The 24,085-nt window shown below is 37.4% G+C and carries 10 protein-coding genes; 3 read left to right on the forward strand and 7 right to left on the reverse strand.

Translation table 11 applies throughout. From position 1 onward, the window contains the following. Positions 1-5 precede the first annotated feature (5 nt). The 3 genes from L323_RS40620 to L323_RS36280 form a co-directional block, all read right to left on the reverse strand. Positions 6-11,900: a non-ribosomal peptide synthetase gene (locus L323_RS40620; RefSeq protein WP_020816593.1), complete on the reverse strand. Its 11,895-nt coding sequence runs from the start codon at positions 11,898-11,900 to the stop codon at positions 6-8. Positions 11,901-12,654: 754 nt separating this feature from the next. Further along, the gene (locus L323_RS36275) at positions 12,655-13,236 is read right to left on the reverse strand and encodes a response regulator (RefSeq protein ID WP_020816595.1); all 582 of its coding nucleotides are present in this window, start codon (positions 13,234-13,236) and stop codon (positions 12,655-12,657) included. Next, positions 13,237-15,084 (reverse strand): HAMP domain-containing sensor histidine kinase, encoded by a 1,848-nt coding sequence (locus L323_RS36280; protein ID WP_020816596.1) that lies wholly within the window; start codon positions 15,082-15,084, stop codon positions 13,237-13,239. Positions 15,085-15,354: 270 nt separating this feature from the next. Here L323_RS36280 and kdpA point away from each other — a divergent pair, with 270 nt between their 5' ends. The 3 genes from kdpA to kdpC are packed head-to-tail and all read left to right on the forward strand — an operon-like array spanning position 15,355 to position 19,730. Next, on the forward strand, positions 15,355-17,034 hold the full coding sequence (gene kdpA, locus L323_RS36285; RefSeq protein WP_020816597.1) for a potassium-transporting ATPase subunit KdpA: 1,680 nt from the start codon (positions 15,355-15,357) through the stop codon (positions 17,032-17,034). 13 nt (positions 17,035-17,047) lie between these two features. Beyond that, positions 17,048-19,108, forward strand: a complete 2,061-nt coding sequence (gene kdpB, locus L323_RS36290) for a potassium-transporting ATPase subunit KdpB (protein WP_020816598.1) — start codon at positions 17,048-17,050, stop codon at positions 19,106-19,108. Positions 19,109-19,127: 19 nt separating this feature from the next. After that, positions 19,128-19,730, forward strand: coding sequence for a potassium-transporting ATPase subunit KdpC (gene kdpC, locus L323_RS36295; RefSeq protein WP_020816599.1), 603 nt, complete (start codon positions 19,128-19,130; stop codon positions 19,728-19,730). 53 nt (positions 19,731-19,783) lie between these two features. Here kdpC and L323_RS36300 read toward each other — a convergent pair whose 3' ends face one another. The 4 genes from L323_RS36300 to L323_RS36315 form a co-directional block, all read right to left on the reverse strand. After that, positions 19,784-20,926, reverse strand: coding sequence for a universal stress protein (locus L323_RS36300; protein ID WP_031342376.1), 1,143 nt, complete (start codon positions 20,924-20,926; stop codon positions 19,784-19,786). A 16-nt stretch (positions 20,927-20,942) separates the two neighbouring features. Further along, positions 20,943-21,767 carry an Asp23/Gls24 family envelope stress response protein gene (locus L323_RS36305; protein WP_020816601.1) on the reverse strand — a complete coding sequence of 275 codons (825 nt, stop codon included), beginning with the start codon at positions 21,765-21,767 and terminating at the stop codon, positions 20,943-20,945. Positions 21,768-22,129: 362 nt separating this feature from the next. After that, positions 22,130-23,047: a putative sporulation protein YtxC gene (gene ytxC, locus L323_RS36310; RefSeq protein ID WP_020816602.1), complete on the reverse strand. Its 918-nt coding sequence runs from the start codon at positions 23,045-23,047 to the stop codon at positions 22,130-22,132. A 146-nt stretch (positions 23,048-23,193) separates the two neighbouring features. Next, positions 23,194-23,949, reverse strand: coding sequence for a DUF6873 family GME fold protein (locus tag L323_RS36315; RefSeq protein WP_020816603.1), 756 nt, complete (start codon positions 23,947-23,949; stop codon positions 23,194-23,196). Positions 23,950-24,085 lie beyond the last annotated feature (136 nt).

Below are 24,085 nucleotides of genomic sequence, written 5' to 3' on the forward strand. Positions count from 1 at the left end.
CCCCATTATTTCCACTCATCAAGATTGTTTAAATAATCCTGTAACTCCTTAATGAGCCATTCTCTTTTATCTTTGAAACAAAATGTATTAATAGTAAATTTGTGATTCCGAGTACCTATATTAATGAGAAGTGATTTCTTATCTGTCATTTCATCGGATTCCTCTTCCTCCGCATTTTCTTGTTCCGTATATAATCCTAAGAAATTAAATGCTGGCATATTATTCATCTCTTTTACCAAGCTATCACAGAGGGAATATGATTCCGTAAATTTATCGGTAATCTTGATTCCGCTAAATAATAATGTAAAATTAATATTTTTCTCACTCATAAAGTTAATATTCTCTTTTATATCATCAAATGAAATCCGACATTCTGAAGTATCAATTAAAGGAAGTATATCAACAAATTCCCCCATGGTATTATAATACTCCTCATTCCCGTATCTTCGTTGTAAAATTAATAATGAAAACGGAAATACTTCCAAAGAAAAAATCAAGCATATAATTTTAGAAAATAATTTATATGATACATTCCATATCATTTGTTCATTTAGCCGAGTTATTTTATCGGGTATATCCAAATAAATCTTTGTTCGAACAATATCCATTTGCTTATGTTTTTCGGCTAAATTAAAAATAACTTCATGAAATTGTCTCAGCTCGAATCTATCAACAAGCTCTTTGTCACTTATTCCAATCGGGCCCTTATAAATCTGCCGAGCATAGCTTGAGTATCTCGGATTTTCCAATTTATTTATTGAACTACATGAATAATACCCTTGTAGTATGTTACTTTTTGCAATTTCTCCACTCATGGCATCAAAAATGAGATGATTGCACGGTATAAACACACGTAGTAACTCACTTTCATATTTTACTACAATGATACGATATAATAAGCTATCGTATCTCATACTTTCATTTTCCCGGTAGATTGTATCGAGTATATATTTCGTTACCATGTTCTTAAAATCAATATTGGAACTGCTGATATCAATAAATGGGATATCTAGTAATTCAATTTGACCAAACTCTTTTATCAGGATACCATCTTTTTGTTTTTCAGCAATGCTTCTTAAAACACTTTGTGTATTAATCAAATTAAGTATGCTCGTTTTAAGCAAATCCGCATCCATGTGTTGATTTATAACAAAATCAGTACCACTGCACAGCATTTGTCTATGCAAAGTACTCATCTGAACCGGCGAAAGTCTGTAAGTACTTTGTACATCACCATTCATGACTCTACGCTCATGCAACTCTTTTTTTAGTTCCAAATAGTCAGCTAATTCTTCTATACTATTAATTTTATGAGAACTATCTGCACTGTCTTTTACATCAATATCTTTATTCACAATGGTAATCCTTTTACTTATCCTTCGGACATTTTTACCTGCAAGAATATCAGCTATGGTCACGGTATAATTAAATTTCCGTAGCATTGATGCTATTTTCATTGCCTTAATGGAATCTCCTCCAAGTTCAAAAAAGTCATCATTTATTCCAATTTTTTCGATCTCCAAAACATCCCCGAATAAATAACATAGTAATTTTTCCTTATCATTTTCAGGTTCTTTATATCCCTTATCACTGGGTTTCGTAATATCCGGTAACGCTTTCTTGTCAAGTTTTCCATTCCCGGTTACTGGAATTGATTCAATTTGTAACATATACGCGGGTATCATGTAATCCGGCAATCTTTTACTTAGTGCTTCCTTTACGTTCTGCATATTAACCGTCTGGTTGGATACTAAATATGCAAATATCGCCTCACTACCGGTATTATCCTTACGAGCTACTACTGCTGCTTCCTGAATATAGTTAATTTTTCTTATTTCGGTTTCTATTTCGCCTAATTCGACCCGCAATCCTCTAATCTTTATTTGATCGTCAATTCTTCCCATATAGCAGATATTACCGTCATGCAACCATCTGGCCAAATCCCCTGTACGATATATTATTCCTTCATCATATGGATTTTGAACAAACTTATCCCCTGTCATTTCAGTCAGATTCAAATAACCCTTAGCCAGACCGGAACCTGCAATACATAACTCACCGGGGATACCTATACCGCATTGTTTGGTTCCTTCTAAAATATAAACCTGTGTATTTCCGATAGGCTTACCTATTGGTACTCTACTGCAATCTGGAATACAGCTGTAATATGTAGTATAGATACTGGACTCTGTGGGACCATATAAATTTTCGAGTCTGATATTAATGCTATTTGAATTACAAATTTCATAAAATGTATTAACCAACTCAACATTTAGTTCTTCTCCAGCTGAAATAATATATTTTAAACTACTTATGCGTTTAATATTTAATTGATTTGCTTCCAGTTCTGAAACAAAAACCGATAACATAGAGGGAACAAAGTTAACTACTGTAACACTTTTTTCATGAATTGTATTGATAATTTCAGGTATCTCTTTTTCTTCGCCGGGCTTCAGAATTACAAGTTTTGCTCCGGCAACGCTCCACCAAAATATTTCACTTGCAGATACGTCAAATACATATGGAGTCTTAAAAAGAATTGTTTCATCTTTACTTAATCTGTATTGGTGCTGCATCCATTGAAGCAAATTTGCCAAACCTCCATGTTTAATAACAACACCTTTAGGATTTCCGGTTGTTCCCGATGTGTAAATGCAGTAGATCGCATTTGTAAGTGTATTTTGATTATCAGGATTACATTTATCTGCATCCCATATACTTTCGTCTTTTAAATTTATTATAACCGAATCACTAAACCGAGAATTGATGAGTTTCTCATCTTCACCCGTCAGAATTACCTTGGGTTTACAGTCCTCCAAGATATAAGAAATTCTATCATCCGGATAAGCAGGGTCAATTGGAACATATGCACCGCCAGCTTTTAATATACCGTAGATTCCCTGTATCATTTCAATACTTCTTTCCATTATCACTGCTATAAAATCACCTTTCTCAACTCCAATATCTCTTAACTTCCATGCAAGGCTATTGGCTTTTTCATTAAGCTCATTATAGGTCAATGTCCGGTTCCCATATTCTAAAGCGATATTATCTGGTGTTCTTTCCACTTGTTCTTCGAATAACTGAATCACGGTCTTTTTGACTGTATAAGGTATTGAAGAATCATTAAACCCCGAGATTTTCTTCTGTTCTGCCTCTGTAATCATTTCAATTTCTCCCAGAAGCATATCATTTTTCTTCGTTACCTGTTCAAGAACCACCAAATAATGATCTATGATACCGTCAGCCGTTTCCTTGCTGTATATATCCGTGCAGTAATTAACAAATATATCAAATCCTTCTGTTCCCTCACTTATAGAGAACGACAAATCAAATTTTGCCACTTTGCTCTCTATATCTACATTCTCTATCTTTGCTTCTCCTAAATGATATTCCCTTGTTTCATTATTCTGTAGTACAAGCATTACATCAAACAGTGGATTTCTTGACATATCTTTTTTTATATCTATATTCTCTAAAAGTTCTTCAAAGGGATATTCCTGATTCTCATATGCCTTTAGGCACTTTTCCTTGATTCCTTCCATAAACGTAAAAAATTTCTTGTTCTGCTCAGGCTTTCCCCTCATTGCCAGGGTATTTACAAACATACCCAGCATATGCTCTGTATCATGATGAGTTCTCCCGCTAATGGGACTTCCAACTACAATATCTTCCTGTCGGCTGTACTTGCTTAGTACTATCATTACCGTTGCAAGGAATACCATATACTCTGTACTTCCTGTATCTTTCGCTAGTTTCTTTATACCCTCTCCCAGAACGTTCCCTGTCTTTCTGAACACCGTTGCTCCGTTATAGCTTTGTTTATGCGGCCTTGGATAATCTATCGGCATATCCAGCACGGTTACTTCATCCCGGAATTCATTAATCCAATACTCCTTCTGCTTGCTGATATCCTTGGTAATCATCCATTCACTGTAATCCTTGTACTGCCGGGCCGGATACTCCAATTCCCACCCGTTATAAAAAGAACAGAACTCATCAATGAATGTTGTAATACTCATTCCATCTCCTATTATATGATGCATATCTATAAACAAAATATGGTGACTGTCTCTCTTTATAAGTCTAACTCTTATTAATGGCGGGTTTTCAAGTTCGAAGGGCTGTATAAGCTGATTAATCAGGGTTGATTCCTCTGTCTCCAAGTCTTTAATATATTCAAAATCCGAGGAGTACTCCTGAAGAATATATTGCACCGGTTCTCCTTCATTCATCATAAAGCTGGTTCTTAGTATTTCATGGCGCTCTGTCATTTTCATTAAGGCTTCTTCCATCTTATCAGGGGAAACTTCTCCGTATATTCGCAGGCACTGAGAAATATTATATACCGTTCCACGTTCCATCATCTGTATGAAATAAATGCGTTTCTGTGCCGATGACATGGGGTATGCTCCTTTTTCTTCTGCCTCTTGCATGGAAGCTCCCACTTCATGACCTACCTCTGATTTATACTTGGTTTCCAATAAAGCCGCAATGGACTTCACCGTTGCACTTTTGATCGCTTCCATCAAGCCAATACGTATTCCGGTTTCCGATTCAATACGGTTTACCAGTTTTGTAGCCTTTAAAGAATGACCTCCTAATTCAAAGAAGTTATCGTTAACACCTATCTGTTCTATTCCCAGTATGTCTTTGAACATTCCGGCAATCAACTCTTCCATACGTGTTCCTGGGGCCTCGTATAAACGTGTATTGACAATTTTTATATCCGGCAATGCCTTTTTGTCAAGTTTTCCATTTCGGGTAAGAGGCAGTGTATCCAGCCGCATCAATGATTGCGGCATCATGTAATGGGGCAACACGCCGGCTAAATTATGTAACATTTCATTATTTTCAATATCTTTACTTGATACATAATATGCACAAATCTTTTTATCATCGCCATCTTCCCGGACAACTACCGCAGCATCTGTGACACCGTCAACCTCTTTGATTGCAGCTTCAATTTCACCTGTTTCAATGCGGTATCCACGAATTTTCACCTGTTCATCAATTCGTCCCAAATATTCCAGATTTCCGTCAGGAAGCCTTCTTGCAAGATCTCCTGACCTGTATAGCAAGCCATCTCCGTATGGATTGGCAACAAATTTTTTAACTGTCAATTCCATATTGTTTAAATACCCGGAGGCAACACCTTCACCGCCTATATAGATTTCTCCCGGTGCATTGGGTGGAACCAAACGTCCAAGCCTGTCCATCAGGTAGATTGTGGTACCAGAAATAGCTTTACCGATTGGAATAGATACTGTATTATCCGGTACGGAATCAATCGTATAACTGCATGCGGCAACAGATGTTTCCGTCGGGCCGTATGAGTTAATCAGTTTTCCGCTTCCGGTAGCCTCTAAGGCTCGCCGTATATGGCTCACTGATAATGCCTCACCCCCGATGAGTACTTTACGAAGACCTTTTAGCACTGTTACATCCTGATCCACAATCATTTGAAACAATGTAGCAGTTATGATAAGTACCGATATTTTCTGTTCCTTTATTATCTTTATCAAGTTTGAGACATCCGAGACTCCTTCTTTATCACTTATAAACAGGCTTGCCCCATTGAGAAGAGTTCCGAAGATTTCCAGAGCGGAAGAATCAAACGCATAATTCAATAATCTTAAACATCTGTCCGTGGGCTCAAAGGACATCTGGTTACAATCCTTCACCAGTCGGACTATACCTTTATGGCAAATCAAGGTGCCTTTTGGATTACCTGTTGTACCTGAGGTATAAATAATATAGATGGTGTCATCACCATTTGCCTCTTTTGGAGCATGACAGAATTTTATTGGCAAATCCATCTTTCCGTCTGACTCATAGTAATCATTATCCGCCAGAATATATGATACTTTGCCGTCAACTTTATTAATCCATTTCGAACTGGAGATGAGCAGATTACAGCCACTGTCCTCTATCATATATTGTATACGGCTGTCCGGATTACCAGTATCCAACGGAACATAAGCCGCACCACACTTAAGGATTCCCAGAATACTTACAAGCTGTAAAAGGCCTTGTTCCAGTAAGACAGCCACTCTATCCATGTGTCTGACATTTCTCTCCCATAGCCTTTCTGCCATCTTATTTGCCATACTGTTTAATTCTGAATAACTTATATGTCGGCTATTCCACGCAATCGCAGTATTTGTACTATTTTGCTCCACGCATTCTTCGAAGATATCAATTACCGTTTTCTCCAGAGGGGCCTTACTGTTGGTATTATTTAATTGGTGTACAAGCCAATCCGATTCTTCTGAACTGATTAAAGTTAATTGTTCTATTTTTTGATCCTCATTATCTATTAAACACATTAACATATATTTAAATTTTTGAGATAAGGCCTCAATCGTTTCCCGTTTATATAATGCTGTTGAATATTCAAATACCGCCGTGTATCTCCCGTTCTCGTCAATGATATCGCAAGCCAGATCTGTTTTTGTAAATTTCTCATTCAGGTACTTTGGAATGACAGATAAACCGTCAATTGCTACAGCGTCCACATCTACAGTAATATAGTTAATCAATACATTATATAAGCCGTTCCTGGATAAATCCCGTCTATCATCAAGCTCATTGAGCAGTTCATCATACTGGCAGTCCTGATTTTCATATGCCCCTATTAATTTTTCTTTCATATATTGTAAATAAGCTTTGATTGTCATGGTATCATCAATTTTAACCCGAACGGCCAATATATTTACAAACATACCAACTACAGCTTCTAATTCAAGGTCACGGCGTCCTGAAACAGCGGTACCAATAACCATATCCGATTGCCCCGTATATATGGAGAGCATCAGGCTAAATGCAGAAAACATCAGCATATAAGGTGTAATTTTATGATTATTTATAAACCAGCTTATCTTTTCAGAAAAATTCTCATCAAATTTATATGAAATTGACGCTCCGGCATATCCCATAACAGCCGGCCTTTGAAAATCACTAAAGAGTTCCGCAACCGGTATTCCGTCAAGATATTCGTTTTTCCAATATTCAAGCTGAGTTGCAAAACTTTGCATTTCAGCCTGCTTTCTCTGCCATTGTGAGAAATCTCTATATTGAATCGGCAGCGGTTCCGGATTTCTCCCGGAATATAAATTCCCCAAATCCTTCAGCAATATATCAACCGAAGTTTGATCGCCGATGATATGATGCATATCCATCAAAAGGATATATTTTACCGGGGAGACACAAATGACTTTGACCCTGAACAAAGGCCCCTTTGCTAGATCAAACTTTTGTATACCCTTATAAAGTTCTCCCTCTGCCTCTTCCTCTTTTGAAGCTATAAACTCGATATCCAACCTGGACTGGTCATCAATGATTTGCACCACTTCGCCATTCAGTATATTAAATCTTGTTCTAAGGGCTTCATGTCTTTGTACTAATCTTGCAAAAGCCGTTTCCAGCCTTTTTACGTCTAAGCTTCCATTGAGAAGGTATGCTGAAGATACGTTATATGGGAGCTCATCACCTAAGAGTCCATTAACCGCATATATACGTTCCTGAGCAAAAGAAGCAGGATAATAGTTCCTTTCCTCAGCAGGCTTTAATGTCCGTATTGTTCCCATCCTCTCAAGATTAGAATAAATCCGGTCTACCATCTTCTGAAATTCGGAATATTCAAACATTTCTTTCAGTGTCAGCTCGATACCTATCTCATGCTGTAGCTTTGATATTAACATGATGGCATTTAATGAATGTCCCCCTAATTCAAAAAAATCATCCGAATCCTTTAGCTCTTGTACTCCTAATGTCTCTAACCAAATATCCTTTAGAACATTTCTAATGTCTTCCCGTGTAAGCTCATGGGGTTCCTTCTGACTGTCCACAGCAGTATTATCGGGCTTCAAACTTGCGTCCTGCAACAATGCCTCACTATCAAAACTTTTTTTATCAAACACATAACCAGGCAATGCAACCCTTAATCTTCTCTCATTTCCTTTCAGTCTATACCAGTCCAACTCAATACCAGAACACCACATTTGCGCAAGGACATTATAAAAAGAGCTATATTCATCCCGTATACTGCCATCTAATGCTATATAAAGACATTTTCCATACTTCCTCTCACACTCACTTATATCATAAAATACAGGGATTGAAGTGACATTTTCCGGGACAGCTGGCAGTTCATCGCTTAATATCATCGCTATGGCCTCTTTCACAGGAACCACATCAAGTACCGCCAAGACACTTAGTCTGCCAATATCTGCTGTCAAAAAGGCTGCCGGCATATCGCTCAACTCAAGCAGGGTTTTGGTAAGAGAATATCCATAGGCAAATACCGATAACCGTTGAAAAATCTTGCTTATATCTGACTCAAACTCTTTATCTTCTTGAATAAAAGCCATAAAATCTTCTCTAAGCCCGCATTCAAGGTATGAAACCACTTCCTTAAAATATATCCGGTATATTTTCGGTATACTGTCATTTCCTGAATCGATAAAACCTTTCCCCATGGATTTATAATAGCTTTGCATATCCGGCACTGTCACAACAACTGTCTGCATTGAATTACCTGCTTTATACCCTGTATGGTAAATAAGATTGTCCGGGTTCTTTCCATAGAAATCCCGTTTGCAGACTACAACAGCCTTTCTATGTTCAAAATGCATTCTGCCAATTTGTAAAGTCCATGCGGCATCAGATAAATTTAATTTATGATTTTCAACAAGATAATCAATAACAGCTTTTGATGTATTCATCAAGGCAGTCTCACTTCTGGCAGAAAATAAAAGGAGATTAAAATCGTCATCCCTGTCAGTTTCCAAATAATGAGGTGGTTCTTCCAGAATGATGTGGGCATTAGTCCCACCAATACCGAATGAACTTACTCCTGCCCGTAAAACTCCCTCATTTGCATCTAATGATTTTAATTCTGTATTGATATAAAAGGGACTTTCTATCAAATCAATCTGAGGATTAATACTCGAGAAGTTAATAAATGGAAGGATTACTCTATTACGTAACATAAGTGATGTCTTAATAAAACCTGCTACACCTGACGCCACCTCTAAATGTCCTATATTTCCTTTCACGGATCCGATGGCGCAATACTCTGCCTTCTCACTATGAAAGGCTTGTCTTAATGCTTCAAATTCTACTTGATCGCCCAACAGCGTTCCAGTTCCATGTGCCTCAACATACCTGATCTGGTCAGAAGTCACTCCGGCTTGTGCAAGTGCACTCTCTATAACATTTCTCTGACCTGATATTCCCGGTGCAGTGTATCCGATTTTATCACTTCCGTCATTGTTTATTGCGGAACCTTTTATAACAGAATAGATATGATCTCCATCTATAAGTGCCTTTCCAAGAGGTTTAAGCAAAACTGCACCACACCCGTTGCCCATAACCGTTCCTGATGCTTCTTGTGTGAACGGGCGACAATGCCCGTTTTTTGAAAATATCATTCCATTATGCCACAGATATCCGCTTTTTCTTGGGTAGGTGATGGAGACTCCCCCTGCAATGGCCATATCCGACTCACCTCTTCGAATTGATTCAACGGCCTGGTGAATCGCTACTAAAGAAGTGGAACAAGCTGTTTGTACATTAAAGCTTGGACCTTTTAAGTTTAATTTATACGAAATTCTGGTGGTTAGAAAATCCCTATCATTTAATGTCATCATTTCAAAATAGTCCATGGAATCACTTTGAAAAAAACGGCTCATCCATTGTAAATTGGAACTGCTGCCTGCAAATAACCCAATCCTTCCCTCATATTCGTACGGATTGTAACCGGCATTTTCCAACACCCTCCAAATACATTGATGAAATATCCTATGTTGTGGATCCATCCTATTGGCTTCTTTATATGAATAACCAAAGAAATCTGCATCAAAATATTCAACATTCTCAAGATAGCCTTTTGCCTTTACGTAATTATTCTGAGTATAAATATTCCGCGGTACTCCTGCTTCTTCAAGTTCCTCATCCGTAAAGAATGTAATATTTTCTATTCCTGATACAAGATTGAGCCAGAATTCATCAGGACAATCAGCTCCCGGAAATCTGCAATCTAATCCTATAACCGCTATTGCTTCATTTTCTTTATCAGCTGGATTATTATCTATAGTTGACCTATTGTTTTTATTTTTTTTATTCAACATGTCAGTTAACGCTTCAATAGTGGGATATTCAAATAATTGAATTATGGAAACATTATAGCCCAATAACTCATAGATTCGTTTTTTTACTTCCATTAGTGCCAGGGAATTACCGCCTATATCAAAAAAATTGTCCCTAATGGATACTTCCTGTGAATCCACTACATCTTTCCAGATGGCAAGTAAACTTGTTGACAGATTTGAATCACAACCTTCAATTTCTTGCCACCGTTGTTTTGTTTTTTTTATTTCCAGTCTGCTGCGGTCAATTTTTCCGCTGATCAGACATGGCATCTGCTCCAACATTTCAATATATGTGGGTATCATATAATCAGGAAGTTTTTTTCTTAAGCAAGCTCTCACATACATCTGATCACATTTTGACTGCTCATGACTCTTTCTTAAAGAATAAAATAGAGCTAACTGCTTATTTCCGTTGGAATCTGTATAATCCTTTACTGCTGCCATTCCTATTTGTTCTATTTGTAAAACTTGGTTTTCAATCTCACCAAATTCTATCCGATACCCTCGAATTTTTACCTGATCATCCAACCTTCCGGATAAATCCACTTCACCGTTTTCCAACAAACGTCCTCTGTCACCGGTTCTATATAAGGTAATTCCCGGCAGTTCTTCCGTTTTGATAAATTTGCTGTTGGTTTCCCCGGGGTTATTCAGATAGCCTGCTGCAAGGCCACATCCTGCAATACAAACCTCTCCATACACACCATAGGGCTGTATCTTTCCGGTTGGATTTATTATAAATATTTGTGTATTTGCTATAGGTTTGCCTACCGTAATACTATTTTCCCTGGTAATATCCTTCACCGTAGACCATACTGTTGTCTCTGTCGGCCCATAAAGATTATAAAGCTTCGCGTCAGTGTGCATCTGTAGATACTTCATTAATTCTACCGGATAGTTTTCTCCACCGCCCATAATACATCTTAATTGGATAAGAGCAGGTGCAAAATCAGAGTGTTCAACAAACGCCTTCAATCTTGATATGGTACTTACAAGATGTGTAATCTTATGCTTTACAATTTTGTTTGAAACAATCGATACATCCAACTGTTCCTTCTCATCCGCCAAATATACCGATAACCCCAGACATAAAGGTACAATTGTTTCAAAAGCAAATACATCAAATGATATGGTTGTTAAAGAAATAGTCCTGTCATCCTTCCTTTGAAACAGTTTTCTCTTTTTAGTATCGTAAATAAAATTCAGAAGTGAATCCTGCTTTATCATCACACCCTTTGGTTTTCCTGTAGATCCCGAAGTAAAAATAACATATGCTAAGGAATTCCTGCTGCCTCTATACTCGGGATTATTAGTTCCGACCGTTAAATCAGTTTCATCGAAATCAAGGTTTATAAAACAGTTTCGAAATCCGTCAAAAACTTTGTTGCCAATGAGAAATTGCAACTGACACTCCTTAATCACCGAATCTATTCTCTCTGCGGGATAGCTGGGATCAATGGGTACATATGCTCCTCCTGCCTTTAAAACAGCAAATATAGCAACGATCATTTTTTCGTCTCTATTTGGCATAATACCAACCAAATCATTCTCTTTGACCCCGGATTCAATTAGTTTCCACGCCAGCTGATTCGCTCTCTCATTCAGTTCCCGATATGTATATTCCTTTCCATTTGATGTGATAAGTGCGATCTTTTCCGGACTTGACAGTGCATTATATTCAAACATATCCTGAACCAATTCATTTTCTTTTAATTTTAAATATGTTTTTTTAAATTGTTCTTTCATCGGATTCCTCCTAAGGTTTATAAAAGTCTGACTTCGTTTTCTTTTGGTATGTTATTGTGCAAATGTGCATGGGGTACATTGGACCAAGCTAAAGAATAGATCATGATTATCTTCTAAGACTTCTGCCAGTCCATTTTCGAATTGAACAGGCTAGTTATATGTTTCTCCCAATATTCCTGGGTTATTATTTCACTGGGTTATTATTTCACTGCATTATTAATGTATTGTATTTGATAATACCCGAACTATACCCTCAATTGCAATTTCGAATACTTCAAATTTCTTCATTATTCTACATTTATACCCACATTCTACTATTTTTTTGTCTCAAGTGTCAATTGAATTTATTAATGTGGAAATACAATAACGGCTTCAGAGATATAATTGTTACAAATTTAAAATAAATTTACTTTCACATAAAAAAATAAAACCCCGAAAAGCTTGAATTACCGGCCTTTTAGAGGTTATTTCAGTAAACCGTTTATTTGATTATACGTTTTTTACTTTGCAAGCTTGGATATATGAAGAGAAGGGTGAAATTAATTTATAATTTCACCCGAACAACCCTCATAAATTTTTCCGTTTTTACTTTTGCATTTAAAATACGGAGAATAGTTTATTTTATGATAGTTCAGGATATCTATTTTATGCAAACTGCAATAGCCTTGAACACCTTTTACTCGTTTTATAAGTTTTGCCTTTTCAAAATATCTGCAATTCATTTTTTCACCTTTCTGTTTTGTTCTTTTATTTTCTACGTAAATGTCTTATAAAACTGATAAAACCTCTCTGCACTCTTTTCATTTCCGAGTCCTCTGTAAGCCCTGCTTATCAGCAAATATACCTCCGGATTTTCAATATCCTTTACAAGAGCTTTTTGGGCCAATTCCAGTGATTTTTCATAGTTGTTAGCATCAAGAAAAGCCTTTGCTCTTAAAATAAAATTTTCTGAATTCTCTTCATTTTTACTATTTAAACGGGAGTTTTCAAATTCCATTAGTACATTCCTAATTTTGTCTGCCGAAAACGGTTTCTGGACATATGCAACAGCACCTAAATTGGTACAGTCCACGGCATTCTTGACGGTTGCATATGCTGTGATAATTATTACAGGTGTTTTTATACCGTTTTCCCTTATTCTCTTTAAAACCTCAGTTCCTCTTACCCCCGGAAGTTTTATATCAAGGAAGGCCAAATCAAAGGTATTGGTCATAAATAACTCTAGAGCCTGTGTTCCATCGCTTGCAGTCAAAACCTCATATCCTTCAAGTTCAAGGCACTTTGTTAATATCATCCTGATATTCTTTGTATCATCAACTACAAGAACTTTCTTCATTTAATATTTGTTCCTTCCTGCCATATTCAGTGTGAAGCTGAAACTACTTCCAACGTCAAGACGACTTTCGCACCATATCCTTCCATGGTGTGCCTCGATTATTTCTCTCACTACTGCAAGCCCCAATCCTGTTCCCCTAACCTCAAAATCTGCGTCCTTAACCTGTACAAACTTTTCAAATATATTATCAATGTACTCCTCAGGAATACCCAGTCCTGTGTCTTTTACTGTAACGCACATCATATTATCCTTATCTACCCGGGCTGTTACGCTTATTTCATCGCCTGCATTGGTATACTTTAATGCATTTGAAATCAGGTTATTCAAAACCCAGGTTATTTTTTCAAAATCTGCAATAACATGAGGCATATCTTCTTTACATTTAAAATAAAGTGTTTTATCCTGTTGCTCTGCAATTTGATAAAAAGGTTTTACGGCACATTCGATAATATCATCAATTGCATATTCCTTAATTTTAAATATTGCTTTTCCCGACTCAATTCTTGTTAGTTCAAGCAAATCATTCACAAGCTTTGTAAGCCTGTCACTATCTTCACGTATGGCCTTGATAATTTGCTTCTGGTCATCATTCAAATGCCCTACTCCCTCATCGGACAATATATCCGTTCCCATAACAATAGATGTTAAAGGTGTCTTAAACTCATGAGATATTGTGGCAATAAAATCAGTTCTTATTTTTTCAAGTTCTTTTAGATGAGTAACATTCTGAAAGACTGCTATTATACCTGAAAGATTGGCATTATTATCTTTAACGGTTGTAACAATAATATTAAAGTAGTAATCCTCCCGGTTTGCTTTCACCGCAAATATTTTTTGCTCCGTCTCACTCCCTGACTTGAAGGTGCCGGAAATAAAATCAAATATCTCTCCATTTCTTATTCCTTCAAGAAAATGCTTGTTTGTGAGTACTTCCTCGCTGACATTGAAAATTTTTTCAAAAGCATCATTCAGTAAAATTATTCTGTACTCTGTGTCAAGAAACACCAGAGGGTCTGAAATACATTTAACAATTGCCACAGACTTGTTTTTTTCGGCAAGCAGATTTCCCATGGTGCTCTGTTCATATTGTTGAAGTCGTTTAGTCATATTATTAAACTCTGCCGAAAGCTCTCCGATTTCATCTTTTACAAGTATATCTGCCTCCTGTTTAAGGTCTCCGGCTTTTACCATCTTCATTGTCTGAGTCAGAAAGGTTATCGGTTTTAAAAATCTATCTGTAAAATATCTTGATACTGCAAATCCTCCTATAAAAGCCACGGTAGATATTCCAAGTACAAGGTACATTGAATCCTGAGCATTTTTAGTAGCTTCATCCTTGCTTTTAAACATTGACTTTTCATTTAGAACGCTCAGTTGTCTAAGCTCATTTTTAGTATTGATAAACTCTCTGCTCATTTCGGTACTAAAGAATTCATTTGCTTTTGATATACCCTGTTGACTGCGTATTTCTTCTAAATCAAGGAAAAGCTTCATATATCTTGTGTAGGATGTCTTAATGGCATTTACTATGTCTTTTTCGCCTTTTTCAGTAATATTATTGGAATCTACATTGTACCATTTAAAAAATGCTTCACTATTGTTTGTAAAAAGCTCTTTACCCTTCTGGGTATCAACATTTATATATAACAGCGCTGCGCTGTCCTGCCGTTCTATAGCTTCCATCATCATATTGGCAGCATTTATACTCTTATAGTTGGATATCATCAGGCCGTCGATGGCTCTGCTTAACTTAAACAGATTCACCGAAGCAGTTATCCCGACTACAGCAATAAGTATAACGAGACTTAAATATAATAGCGAAACCTTACCTTTAAGTGTTTTGGTCATTTATTTTTATCCCCTGATTAAATATCTTTTATTTAGTATATTGTCTGGACTGTTTTTTATCAACAAACCATACTACCGCTTTATGTTAAAAATACGAGATAAAGCTGTGAGTAAGTGTGCTAAATCAATTTGAACCCCCTTAAAGGTGTGAGCAAAAGACTGAATTGAAAATTCTCAAGCTTTAGTAATACAGCCTTTTAGAATTATAATCTAACAGACATCAGAAAATGGAAAACGGTAGAAATCTTAATTTTAAGGGGGGTTAATTCTTTGGAAATTATTCAAATATTAATAACACTAGGTATACTTATGATTCTGGTTATACCTATGGGAAAATATCTTTTCAAGGTTATATCAGGTGAAAAATCCTTTATAGACCCATGCTTCGACAGAGTTGACGGGGTTATATACAAGCTTACGGGGATTAAAAAGTCTGAAATGAGCTGGAAGCAGTACGCTGTTTCCTTTGTTGCAACAAATCTGATAATGGCATTACTTGTGTATTTACTTTTCAGGCTTCAGGGAGTCCTTGTACTGAATCCTGACGGAAATAAAAGCATGAATCCGCTGCTTGCTTTTAATACAGCCATTAGTTTTATTACAAATACAAACCTCCAGCATTACAGCGGTGAATGGGGAATGACTTACTTTACTCAAATGGCAGCGGTCACCTTTTTAATGTTCACATCAGCTGCGTCCGGGTTTTCAGTTGCGGCTGCATTTATTCGGGGTATTACAGGTAAGTCAGAAACTGTGGGTAATTTTTTCGTAGATATGGTACGTGTCATCACGAGAGTTCTTTTGCCCCTTTCAATTATAGTAACATTGATTCTTGTGTGGCAGGGCGTACCCCAGACATTAGAGGGAACTAAAACCATAACCACCTTGCAGGGAAGTTATCAGGATATTCCCCTTGGCCCGGTTGCCAGTATGGAATCCATTAAGCATATAGGTACAAACGGAGGCGGATTCTTCGGGGCAAATTCCGCACATCCATTTGAGAACCCAACTCCTCTTTCCAATTTGATTGAAATTATATCTATGATGCTAATTCCTGCATCACTGGTTTATGCCTTTGGTATAATGCTTAAAAACAAAAAGCAGGCGTGGGTATTATTTGCTGCAATGTCTATTTTATTTCTGATATCTTTGCCAATATGCTATTTATCCGAAGCAGGGGGTAACCCGATTCTTGCCGGCGCAGGTCTCTCCCAGTCAATGGGTAATATGGAAGGGAAAGAGGTAAGGTTTGGAATAGCCCAATCCTCACTTTTTACTACAGTAACTACAGCATTTACCACGGGTTCAGTTAACAACATGCACGACTCCCTTACACCGCTGGGGGGACTGGTACCACTGTTTCAAATGATGCTTAACGTTGTGTTCGGCGGTGAAGGCGTTGGCTTTATGAATATTATTATGTATGCGATACTAGCTGTTTTCCTTTCCGGGTTAATGGTAGGAAGAACTCCGGAATTTCTGGGAAAGAAAATAGAAGGCCGGGAAATGAAATTAATTGCAATAGCCATTCTTATTCATCCTTTTATAATACTTATGCCTACTGCAATTTCACTTATTTCACATCAGGGCCTGTCGGCGATAACAAACCCCGGATTTCATGGACTATCTCAGGTTCTTTATGAGTTTACGTCATCTGCGGCTAACAACGGTTCGGGGTTTGAAGGTCTTGTAGACAATACACCGTTTTGGAACATCTTAACAGCCATTGTCATGTTTGCAGGTCGTTATCTGTCAATTATTATATTACTTGCAGTTGCAGGTTCTCTGGCCTCAAAAAGGCTTATACCTGCCGGAGTCGGTACTTTCAGAACAGATAAAGCTATTTTCGCTTTTATTCTTGTGGCTGTGGTACTTATTGTAGGAGCATTGACATTTTTTCCGGCACTGGCTTTAGGCCCCATAGCCGAGCAACTAACGTTGGGAAAGTAGGAGGATGGAGTTTATGAATGAAAAATTAAAGAAAAATAAGAACTGGATAACAAAGGACATTTTAAAAAATGCGGTAAAGGATTCATTTAAAAAGCTTAATCCTAAAGATATGGTAAAAAACCCGGTCATGTTTGTAGTAGAAGTTGGATTTATTATTACGTTGCTTCTAACTGTTTTTCCGAACCTGCTTGAGAAAAATGGAAATTCTTTGTATAACGGAATAGTTTCTGCAATCTTATTTATAACCTTGCTTTTTGCCAACTTTGCCGAAGCCGTTGCTGAAGGCAGAGGGAAGGCTCAGGCTGATAGTATGAAAAAGACTAAAAAAGACACCCAGGCAAAGCTCGTGGAAAAGGACGGCAACATTAAAATTTTAAGTTCAAATGAAATAAAAAAAGGAGATATTGTTTTATGTGAACCGGGGGATATCATTCCAAACGACGGTGAGGTTGTGGAAGGCCTTGCATTTGTTGATGAATCAGCCATTACAGGGGAATCCGCTCCCGTACTTAAAGAAGCCGGCGGGGACTTTAGCTCTGTAACCGGCGGAACCAAGGTAAACAGCGATTGGTTGAAAATCAAAATAACGGCAACCCCCGGAGAATCCTTTCTTGATAAGATGATTAGCCTTGTAGAAGGTGCTTCAAGGCAGAAAACACCCAATGAAATAGCCTTATCAACAATCCTTATAAGCCTCACAGTAATTTTTTTGATAGTAGTTATCACCCTTTACCCTATGGCTCATTATACAGGTGTAACAATCTCAGTTTCCTCACTAATTGCCTTGCTTGTCTGCCTGATACCCACTACCATCGGAGGTCTGTTATCTGCCATAGGTATTGCCGGAATGGACAGGGTAACCCGTTTTAATGTTATTGCTATGTCAGGAAAAGCCGTTGAAGCCTGCGGAGACGTTGACACAATGATACTGGATAAAACCGGAACCATTACCTATGGAAACAGGCTGGCAGCGGAGTTCATTCCCGTAGGCAAGTTTACTCAGGAAAACATTGCAAGGTTTGCTGTAATAGCCTCACTTAAGGATGAAACTCCTGAAGGTCGTTCTGTTGTAGAATTGGCAGCTAAGCAGGGAGTCATTATTGATAAATCAGAATATCATACATCAGAAAATATAGAATTTACAAGTCAGACACGGATGAGTGGTCTTAATTTATCCAATGGGGCCCGGGTGAGAAAAGGTGCCTCCGATACTATCCAAAAGTATATTTTGGAGCATGGAGGAATTGTGCCTGATGACCTTCAGCCAAACGTAGATAAAATTTCAAAGCTTGGGGGAACACCTCTTGTTGTATGCGTTGACAAGGAGATAATAGGAGTCATATACCTTAAGGATACTGTTAAGCCCGGCCTTGTTGAAAGGTTCCAGCGTTTGCGCCAAATCGGTATAAAAACAATTATGTGTACCGGGGATAATCCCCTTACTGCGGAGACAATTGCAAAAGAAGCCGGAGTTGATGACTTTATTGCAGAATGTAAGCCCGAGGACAAAATAGACGTAATTAAGCGTGAGCAGGCTCTGGGCCGGCTTGTGGCAATGACGGGTGACGGAACAAACGATGCCCCTGCGCTGGCACAGGCTGATGTAGGTCTTGCCATGAACAGCGGTACTGTAGCTGCAAAGGAAGCCGCCAACATGGTGGACTTAGACTCTGATCCCACAAAGATTATTGAAGTTGTGGAAATCGGTAAGCAGCTCCTTATTACCCGGGGTTCATTGACGACCTTCAGTATTGCAAATGATGTTGCAAAGTATTTTGCAATAATTCCGGCTATGTTTACATTATCAATTCCCCAAATGAGAGTATTGAATGTAATGGGGCTTTCCACTCCCAATAGTGCAATTCTGTCGGCACTGATATTTAATGCAGTTATTATACCGGCATTAATTCCAATTGCCATGAAGGGTGTAAAATACAAGCCTATGAGCGCTGAAGCCATGCTAGCTAAAAATATGTTGATTTACGGATTGGGCGGGATGGCAGTACCGTTTATAGGAATTAAATTAATAGATGTTTTAATAAGCCCTATTCTGAAAGCTTTAAATTTGGGTTAATATGTTAAGGAGGCAATTTATGAAAGTACTTTTACGAGCTGTAACAATAACTATTGCTTTATTTATAATTTGCGGATTAATATATCCCCTTGCTATGACCGGGATTAGCCAGCTGCTGTTCCACCATGAGGCAAACGGGAGTATCATGGAGGAAACCAACGGTAAACAGGTTGGTTCCGAGCTGCTGGGTCAGAGTTTTACCGATTCCAGATTCTTTCACGGGAGAATTTCCGCAGTTAACTACAATACTTATAATTCAAGGGATAAAACTGCTTATTCGGGGCCCGGTTCAGGGTCTGCCAACCTTGCGCCATCCAACCCTGAACTTGAAAAACGTGTAAAAAAGGATATTGACGCTTTTTTAAAGGCCAACCCGGAAGTAAGAAAAGATGACATTCCCGCAGACCTTCTGACAAGTTCCGGTTCCGGCCTTGACCCGGATATAAGTCCCGAGGCAGCTAAAATTCAGATACCTGCAATTTCAAAATCTACAGGTATTAGTATAAGCGATTTGGAGAAAATTGTAGAGAAGTATACTACGGGAAGGACTCTTGGCGTATTCGGCGAACCGAGGTTCAACGTTCTCAAAGCAAATATTGAAATATCAGAGAAAATAAAATAATATAAAAAAACTGTCCGTGGATATATAATCTCCGGGCAGTTTTTGTCTGTATACTATAAATCATTGGGAATCACATGAACTTCTATATTCTTTGTCTGTTTTAGCAATTTTGAAACTGTTGAGCCACGTAGTAATGTTTGCAACTTCGTCCTTCTGGAATGCCCTATAATTATCTGAGTTATATGCCTTTCATGTGCAAACTTGGCAAGCTCGCCAGATACACTTTTGCCTTTTAGTCTCTCAACCTCTGCTCCAAGCTGTCTTGCAAGCTTATGGTAATTTTCAAGAATTTCAAGCTGTTTAGGCGTGGTTTTAGGGGCAAAGGTATTAGTACAATCTACACTAACCACCATCCATTCACACTTGTACCTTCTTGCTATTCTGGCCCCTCTACGTATAAGCTTCTTGGCAGAAGGACTTGAACCGATACATACCATTACCCTTTCAACAATGCGCCAGTTATCCTTTATGCCGTGCTCCTTCATGTACTCTTCAAGTTCCTCGTCTACCTCTTCGGCGGTCTGACGCAGGGCCAATTCCCTGAGAGCATTAAGGTTTCCTTTTCTGAAAAAGTTTTTAAGGGCTTGAGGTACCTTTTCCAGGTTATATACATTTCCCCTTTTAAGCCTGTTCTGAAGGGCATCGGGAGTTATGTCAACAACGACGACTTCGTCAGCTTTTTCTACGATATAGTCGGGAATAGTCTCCCTTACGGCTATGCCGGTTATTTGCCTTACCACATCGTTAAGGCTTTCCATGTGCTGAATATTTAAGGTTGCTATAACATTAATTCCGTGACAAAGAATTTCTTCTACATCCTCATAACGCTTCTGATTTTTTGAACCAGGGACATTTGTATGTGCAAGTTCATCAACAAGAACTATTTGTGGTCTTCGCGCTATTATGGAGCCTGTGTCCATTTCTTCCATAACAACACCATTATATTCAATCTTCCTTCTAGGTATTATTTCCAGGCTTCCGATTTGTTTATCTGTCTCTTCTCTTTGATGAGATTCAACATAGCCGATGACAATATCCTTTCCTCTCTTTGCCCTTCTGTTGCCTTCGTTGAGCATAGAGTAGGTCTTACCGACTCCCGGTGCGTAACCAATAAATATTTTCAGCTTACCCCTGTTTTCATGATTACATTGCTTTAATGCCTCTTCAGGAGTAATACGCTTAAATTCTTCACTCATACGACAAATATATCCTTTATTTCTTATTCTCAACTACAAGGCTCTTAGCCACAACATTCATTCTCTGGATATTAAGTGCAGTCAGATGCTTTATCTGTTCACTTACTTTTTCCTGAACCTCTCTTAAAAGAGGCTTAATCATATAACCATAAATCAGAACCAGATCCATCTCAATATATATTCCATCCGGCCTGTTCTCTGCCCTAAATCTGGATATCTTTGACACACCCGGAATATTTGCAGTTACATACTCAACTATCTGGTAAATTGTATAATCCGATATAGTATAATTTCCCATATAACTGAATGTAGGACGAACAACGGATTTTTCTCCTACCAGCTGATAGCTGCCTTTTCCTTTTCGTCTAAATATCTGAAGCGGGTCAAGAAAATAACCCGAGAAATCTTTCTTAATTTCGAAGGTTGGAACAGGTATGACATGCTTTCCCTGTTCCCGTCTTGTTGCCAAAGCCTGTTTAATTTCATATTCGCTGGCAACATCGGTAATATATACTTTCTCATCTACAGGGCCTATCCCAAGCCTTTCAGCTATGGTTTCTACCATCCCGTCGGAGGTTCCCAGAATGAGAAGTGCTTGTGCATTGTACAGAACAAGTGCGTTTGCTACATCTTCCGTATGTTTTTTGTCAGTAAATAAAGCCCTTTTTATTGAGGCAATCTTAGTGCTTTCCTTTTTGGCTGAAACACCTGCAATAATCTGATTGCCCTTTATAAGAAGCCCGTCATCTATAATAAAATCAGTTCCGCGTTCTCTGGCAACCCATGATGCTCTGTGGCTTTTGCCTGTCCCACTCGGGCCTACAAATCCTATTACTTTCAAAAAGTACTCCTCCTAAGAATTTCCCGTTTATTTTATTATTTTATACTTACTTAGTGTATCCTTGTTATATTAATATAGCACAAAATCCGTAAAAAGGGAAAAGAGAGTCACAAGACTCTCTTTTCTTTTCCCCGGACATTCTTCATTTGTAATTTTGTTATTTTGTCTTTAGTAAGTAAGTTATATTTTGTCATTTGTACATTTAAAATAAGCTATATTAGCATATTGCCAATACATGTTATTTATTATCAATATATTGTAATTACACAATATATTGTATTTATATACCGACTTTTTGTCAATATATAATGACCTTAAAAGGTCTAGTACTATATTACTATTTTTCCCGACGTTTGTAAATATTATTCTTTACTGTCTGTTTTTACCATTACAATGGAGCATATGTCGCATCCATTACATAAAACAACTTTTCCTGAAAAAACGTTTTTTATAGTATCAAGAAGTTTCTTATTTTTAAACCTCTCCCAGTTATGAACTATAATGTTTTTGGGAGCAAGTGTTATCAGAGAACTAACCAAAAGATCGTCATGGCTTATATCCGCCTCAGACAACTCAGTTACAAACTCCTGAATACATTCATTGGTTATTTCATGCTTTTTTTCATCTAAAAGCATGTAGTTATCATCATACTCCATAACAACATGAACAACATTGAATTTGGAATCCTGTATTTCAACGAAATATTTCAAAAGCCTTATAAACTCCTTGTATTCACGTTCAATTAAAAAATCATCAACTGCATTATCAATAATTTCTTCCAGCTCTTTGTTATAATCTTTTAATCTGAAATTTACAAATCCGTCAAGTATAATACTATTAGAACCTTCAAAGTATTCTAATAACTTCTTTACAATGAGATTCCTTCTGCGTATTTGAAAAAGTGTATTAAAAAAAACCTTGTCATCATTTCTAATAATCTTTTTACATATTTCCAATATTTCCCGTTTGTCCCCAGAATTAAAATAACCATAGTTGCTGTTTATTATTCTGATTAGAAGACGTTCCTCGTACTGCTGTATTATATAATCCGCAAGTGCATTGGATATGTGGTATTTTAACAGCTCATACTGACTTGTTTTTTTTGAAAACAGTCCCTCCTCCTCCAAATTACATAGGACGGAAGTTGCACCTTCAATATCAACCATTTTTATTGAGTAATTAATTCTTTTTTCCTTTAACTGCTGAAGTTCTTTATCTATATGCTGTATAACGTTTTCTGCGCTATCATTAACTCCGATTGAGAGGTATTGATACTGCATCAACTTCACTTCCCTTCGTGTGTAGTATATGTTTTCGTATAATGTTGTATTCAATTGGCGTTTAACAGTTTATTCTAAGTTATGTTACATTATATGCATCGCATATTTTATAGGTACTACACACATTAAGATTATTTGTATGGTAACTATTCCTGAGTAACGGGAATGATTGTCCCTAAATCAATCAAATGTTCATCTTTAATAATAACCATGTCCACAGCTTTTAAACTTAAAAAATCATTTATTTCTTTATAATTTTTGTGAAGTGCTATATCCCCCGTAAAAAGAAGTTTATTTTTTGCTATCAGTCCCGTTGCTCCTCCGATAAATCCCATGTCAAAAGGTTCAAGCTTAATAGATATATCCGGCTCAATTAAAAGCACATCCAGTCCCGCTCCTGCTGCTTTCCTGTAAATCTCCCGGTCTGAGGTTATAACGCTTTTACTGTCAACAACACAGGTAAGACACTTGGAGTACCCCTGTTTTACATGTATAAGGTTGATTTCCTTTTCCTCCAGCAGCTTTTTGACAACAGGATCAGTGTATTTAGTATTGTGAAATGCATAACTTCCCACCCTTGCAACATTGTAAGCAATAGTTCCCGGATACTTGTTTTGAAGGAAAGTTTCTCCCTTTATCATTTCAAAACCTTTTTTGCAAAGAGATTCTATTATTTGTAACGGCGTGTTAGGTGCATATACAATAATATTTCCCGAGATATGGTGAAACATAATATCAGGATGGCATGCTACGGCAGGATAAACGTCAGGATGAGCAAATATCGGGATTATCTCTATATTTCTATTTTTTAATTCATCAATCAGTTTTTTGGGAGCTCTCATATCCAATAAAACGCAGGAAACATTTCCCTCCGGCAGGTTAGGTATTTTAACAGTTTTCATATTTTTTCCTCTTATGCACTTTTCTATCAAGTTAAATTTTAGTATCACACATATTTTTAATATTTCATATTATACTAAAGAAAGAATCTTGAAAATCAAAAATCTTCATATTCCAGTACTAACTGTTCTGCGAAAG

The organism is Ruminiclostridium papyrosolvens C7 (assembly GCF_000421965.1).
GTDB lineage: Bacteria > Bacillota > Clostridia > Acetivibrionales > DSM-1351 > Ruminiclostridium > Ruminiclostridium papyrosolvens_A.

What these genes read in the sequence shown, in the direction of transcription:
- kdpC (WP_020816599.1), top strand. Translation starts at nt 19,128, where the DNA reads ATGAAAGTACTTTTACGAGCTGTAACAATAACTATTGCTTTATTTATA.
- L323_RS40620 (WP_020816593.1), bottom strand. Translation starts at nt 11,900, where the DNA reads ATGAAAGAACAATTTAAAAAAACATATTTAAAATTAAAAGAAAATGAA.
- L323_RS36315 (WP_020816603.1), bottom strand. Translation starts at nt 23,949, where the DNA reads ATGAAAACTGTTAAAATACCTAACCTGCCGGAGGGAAATGTTTCCTGC.
- L323_RS36275 (WP_020816595.1), bottom strand. Translation starts at nt 13,236, where the DNA reads ATGAAGAAAGTTCTTGTAGTTGATGATACAAAGAATATCAGGATGATA.
- ytxC (WP_020816602.1), bottom strand. Translation starts at nt 23,047, where the DNA reads ATGCAGTATCAATACCTCTCAATCGGAGTTAATGATAGCGCAGAAAAC.
- L323_RS36300 (WP_031342376.1), bottom strand. Translation starts at nt 20,926, where the DNA reads ATGAGTGAAGAATTTAAGCGTATTACTCCTGAAGAGGCATTAAAGCAA.
- kdpB (WP_020816598.1), top strand. Translation starts at nt 17,048, where the DNA reads ATGAATGAAAAATTAAAGAAAAATAAGAACTGGATAACAAAGGACATT.
- L323_RS36280 (WP_020816596.1), bottom strand. Translation starts at nt 15,084, where the DNA reads ATGACCAAAACACTTAAAGGTAAGGTTTCGCTATTATATTTAAGTCTC.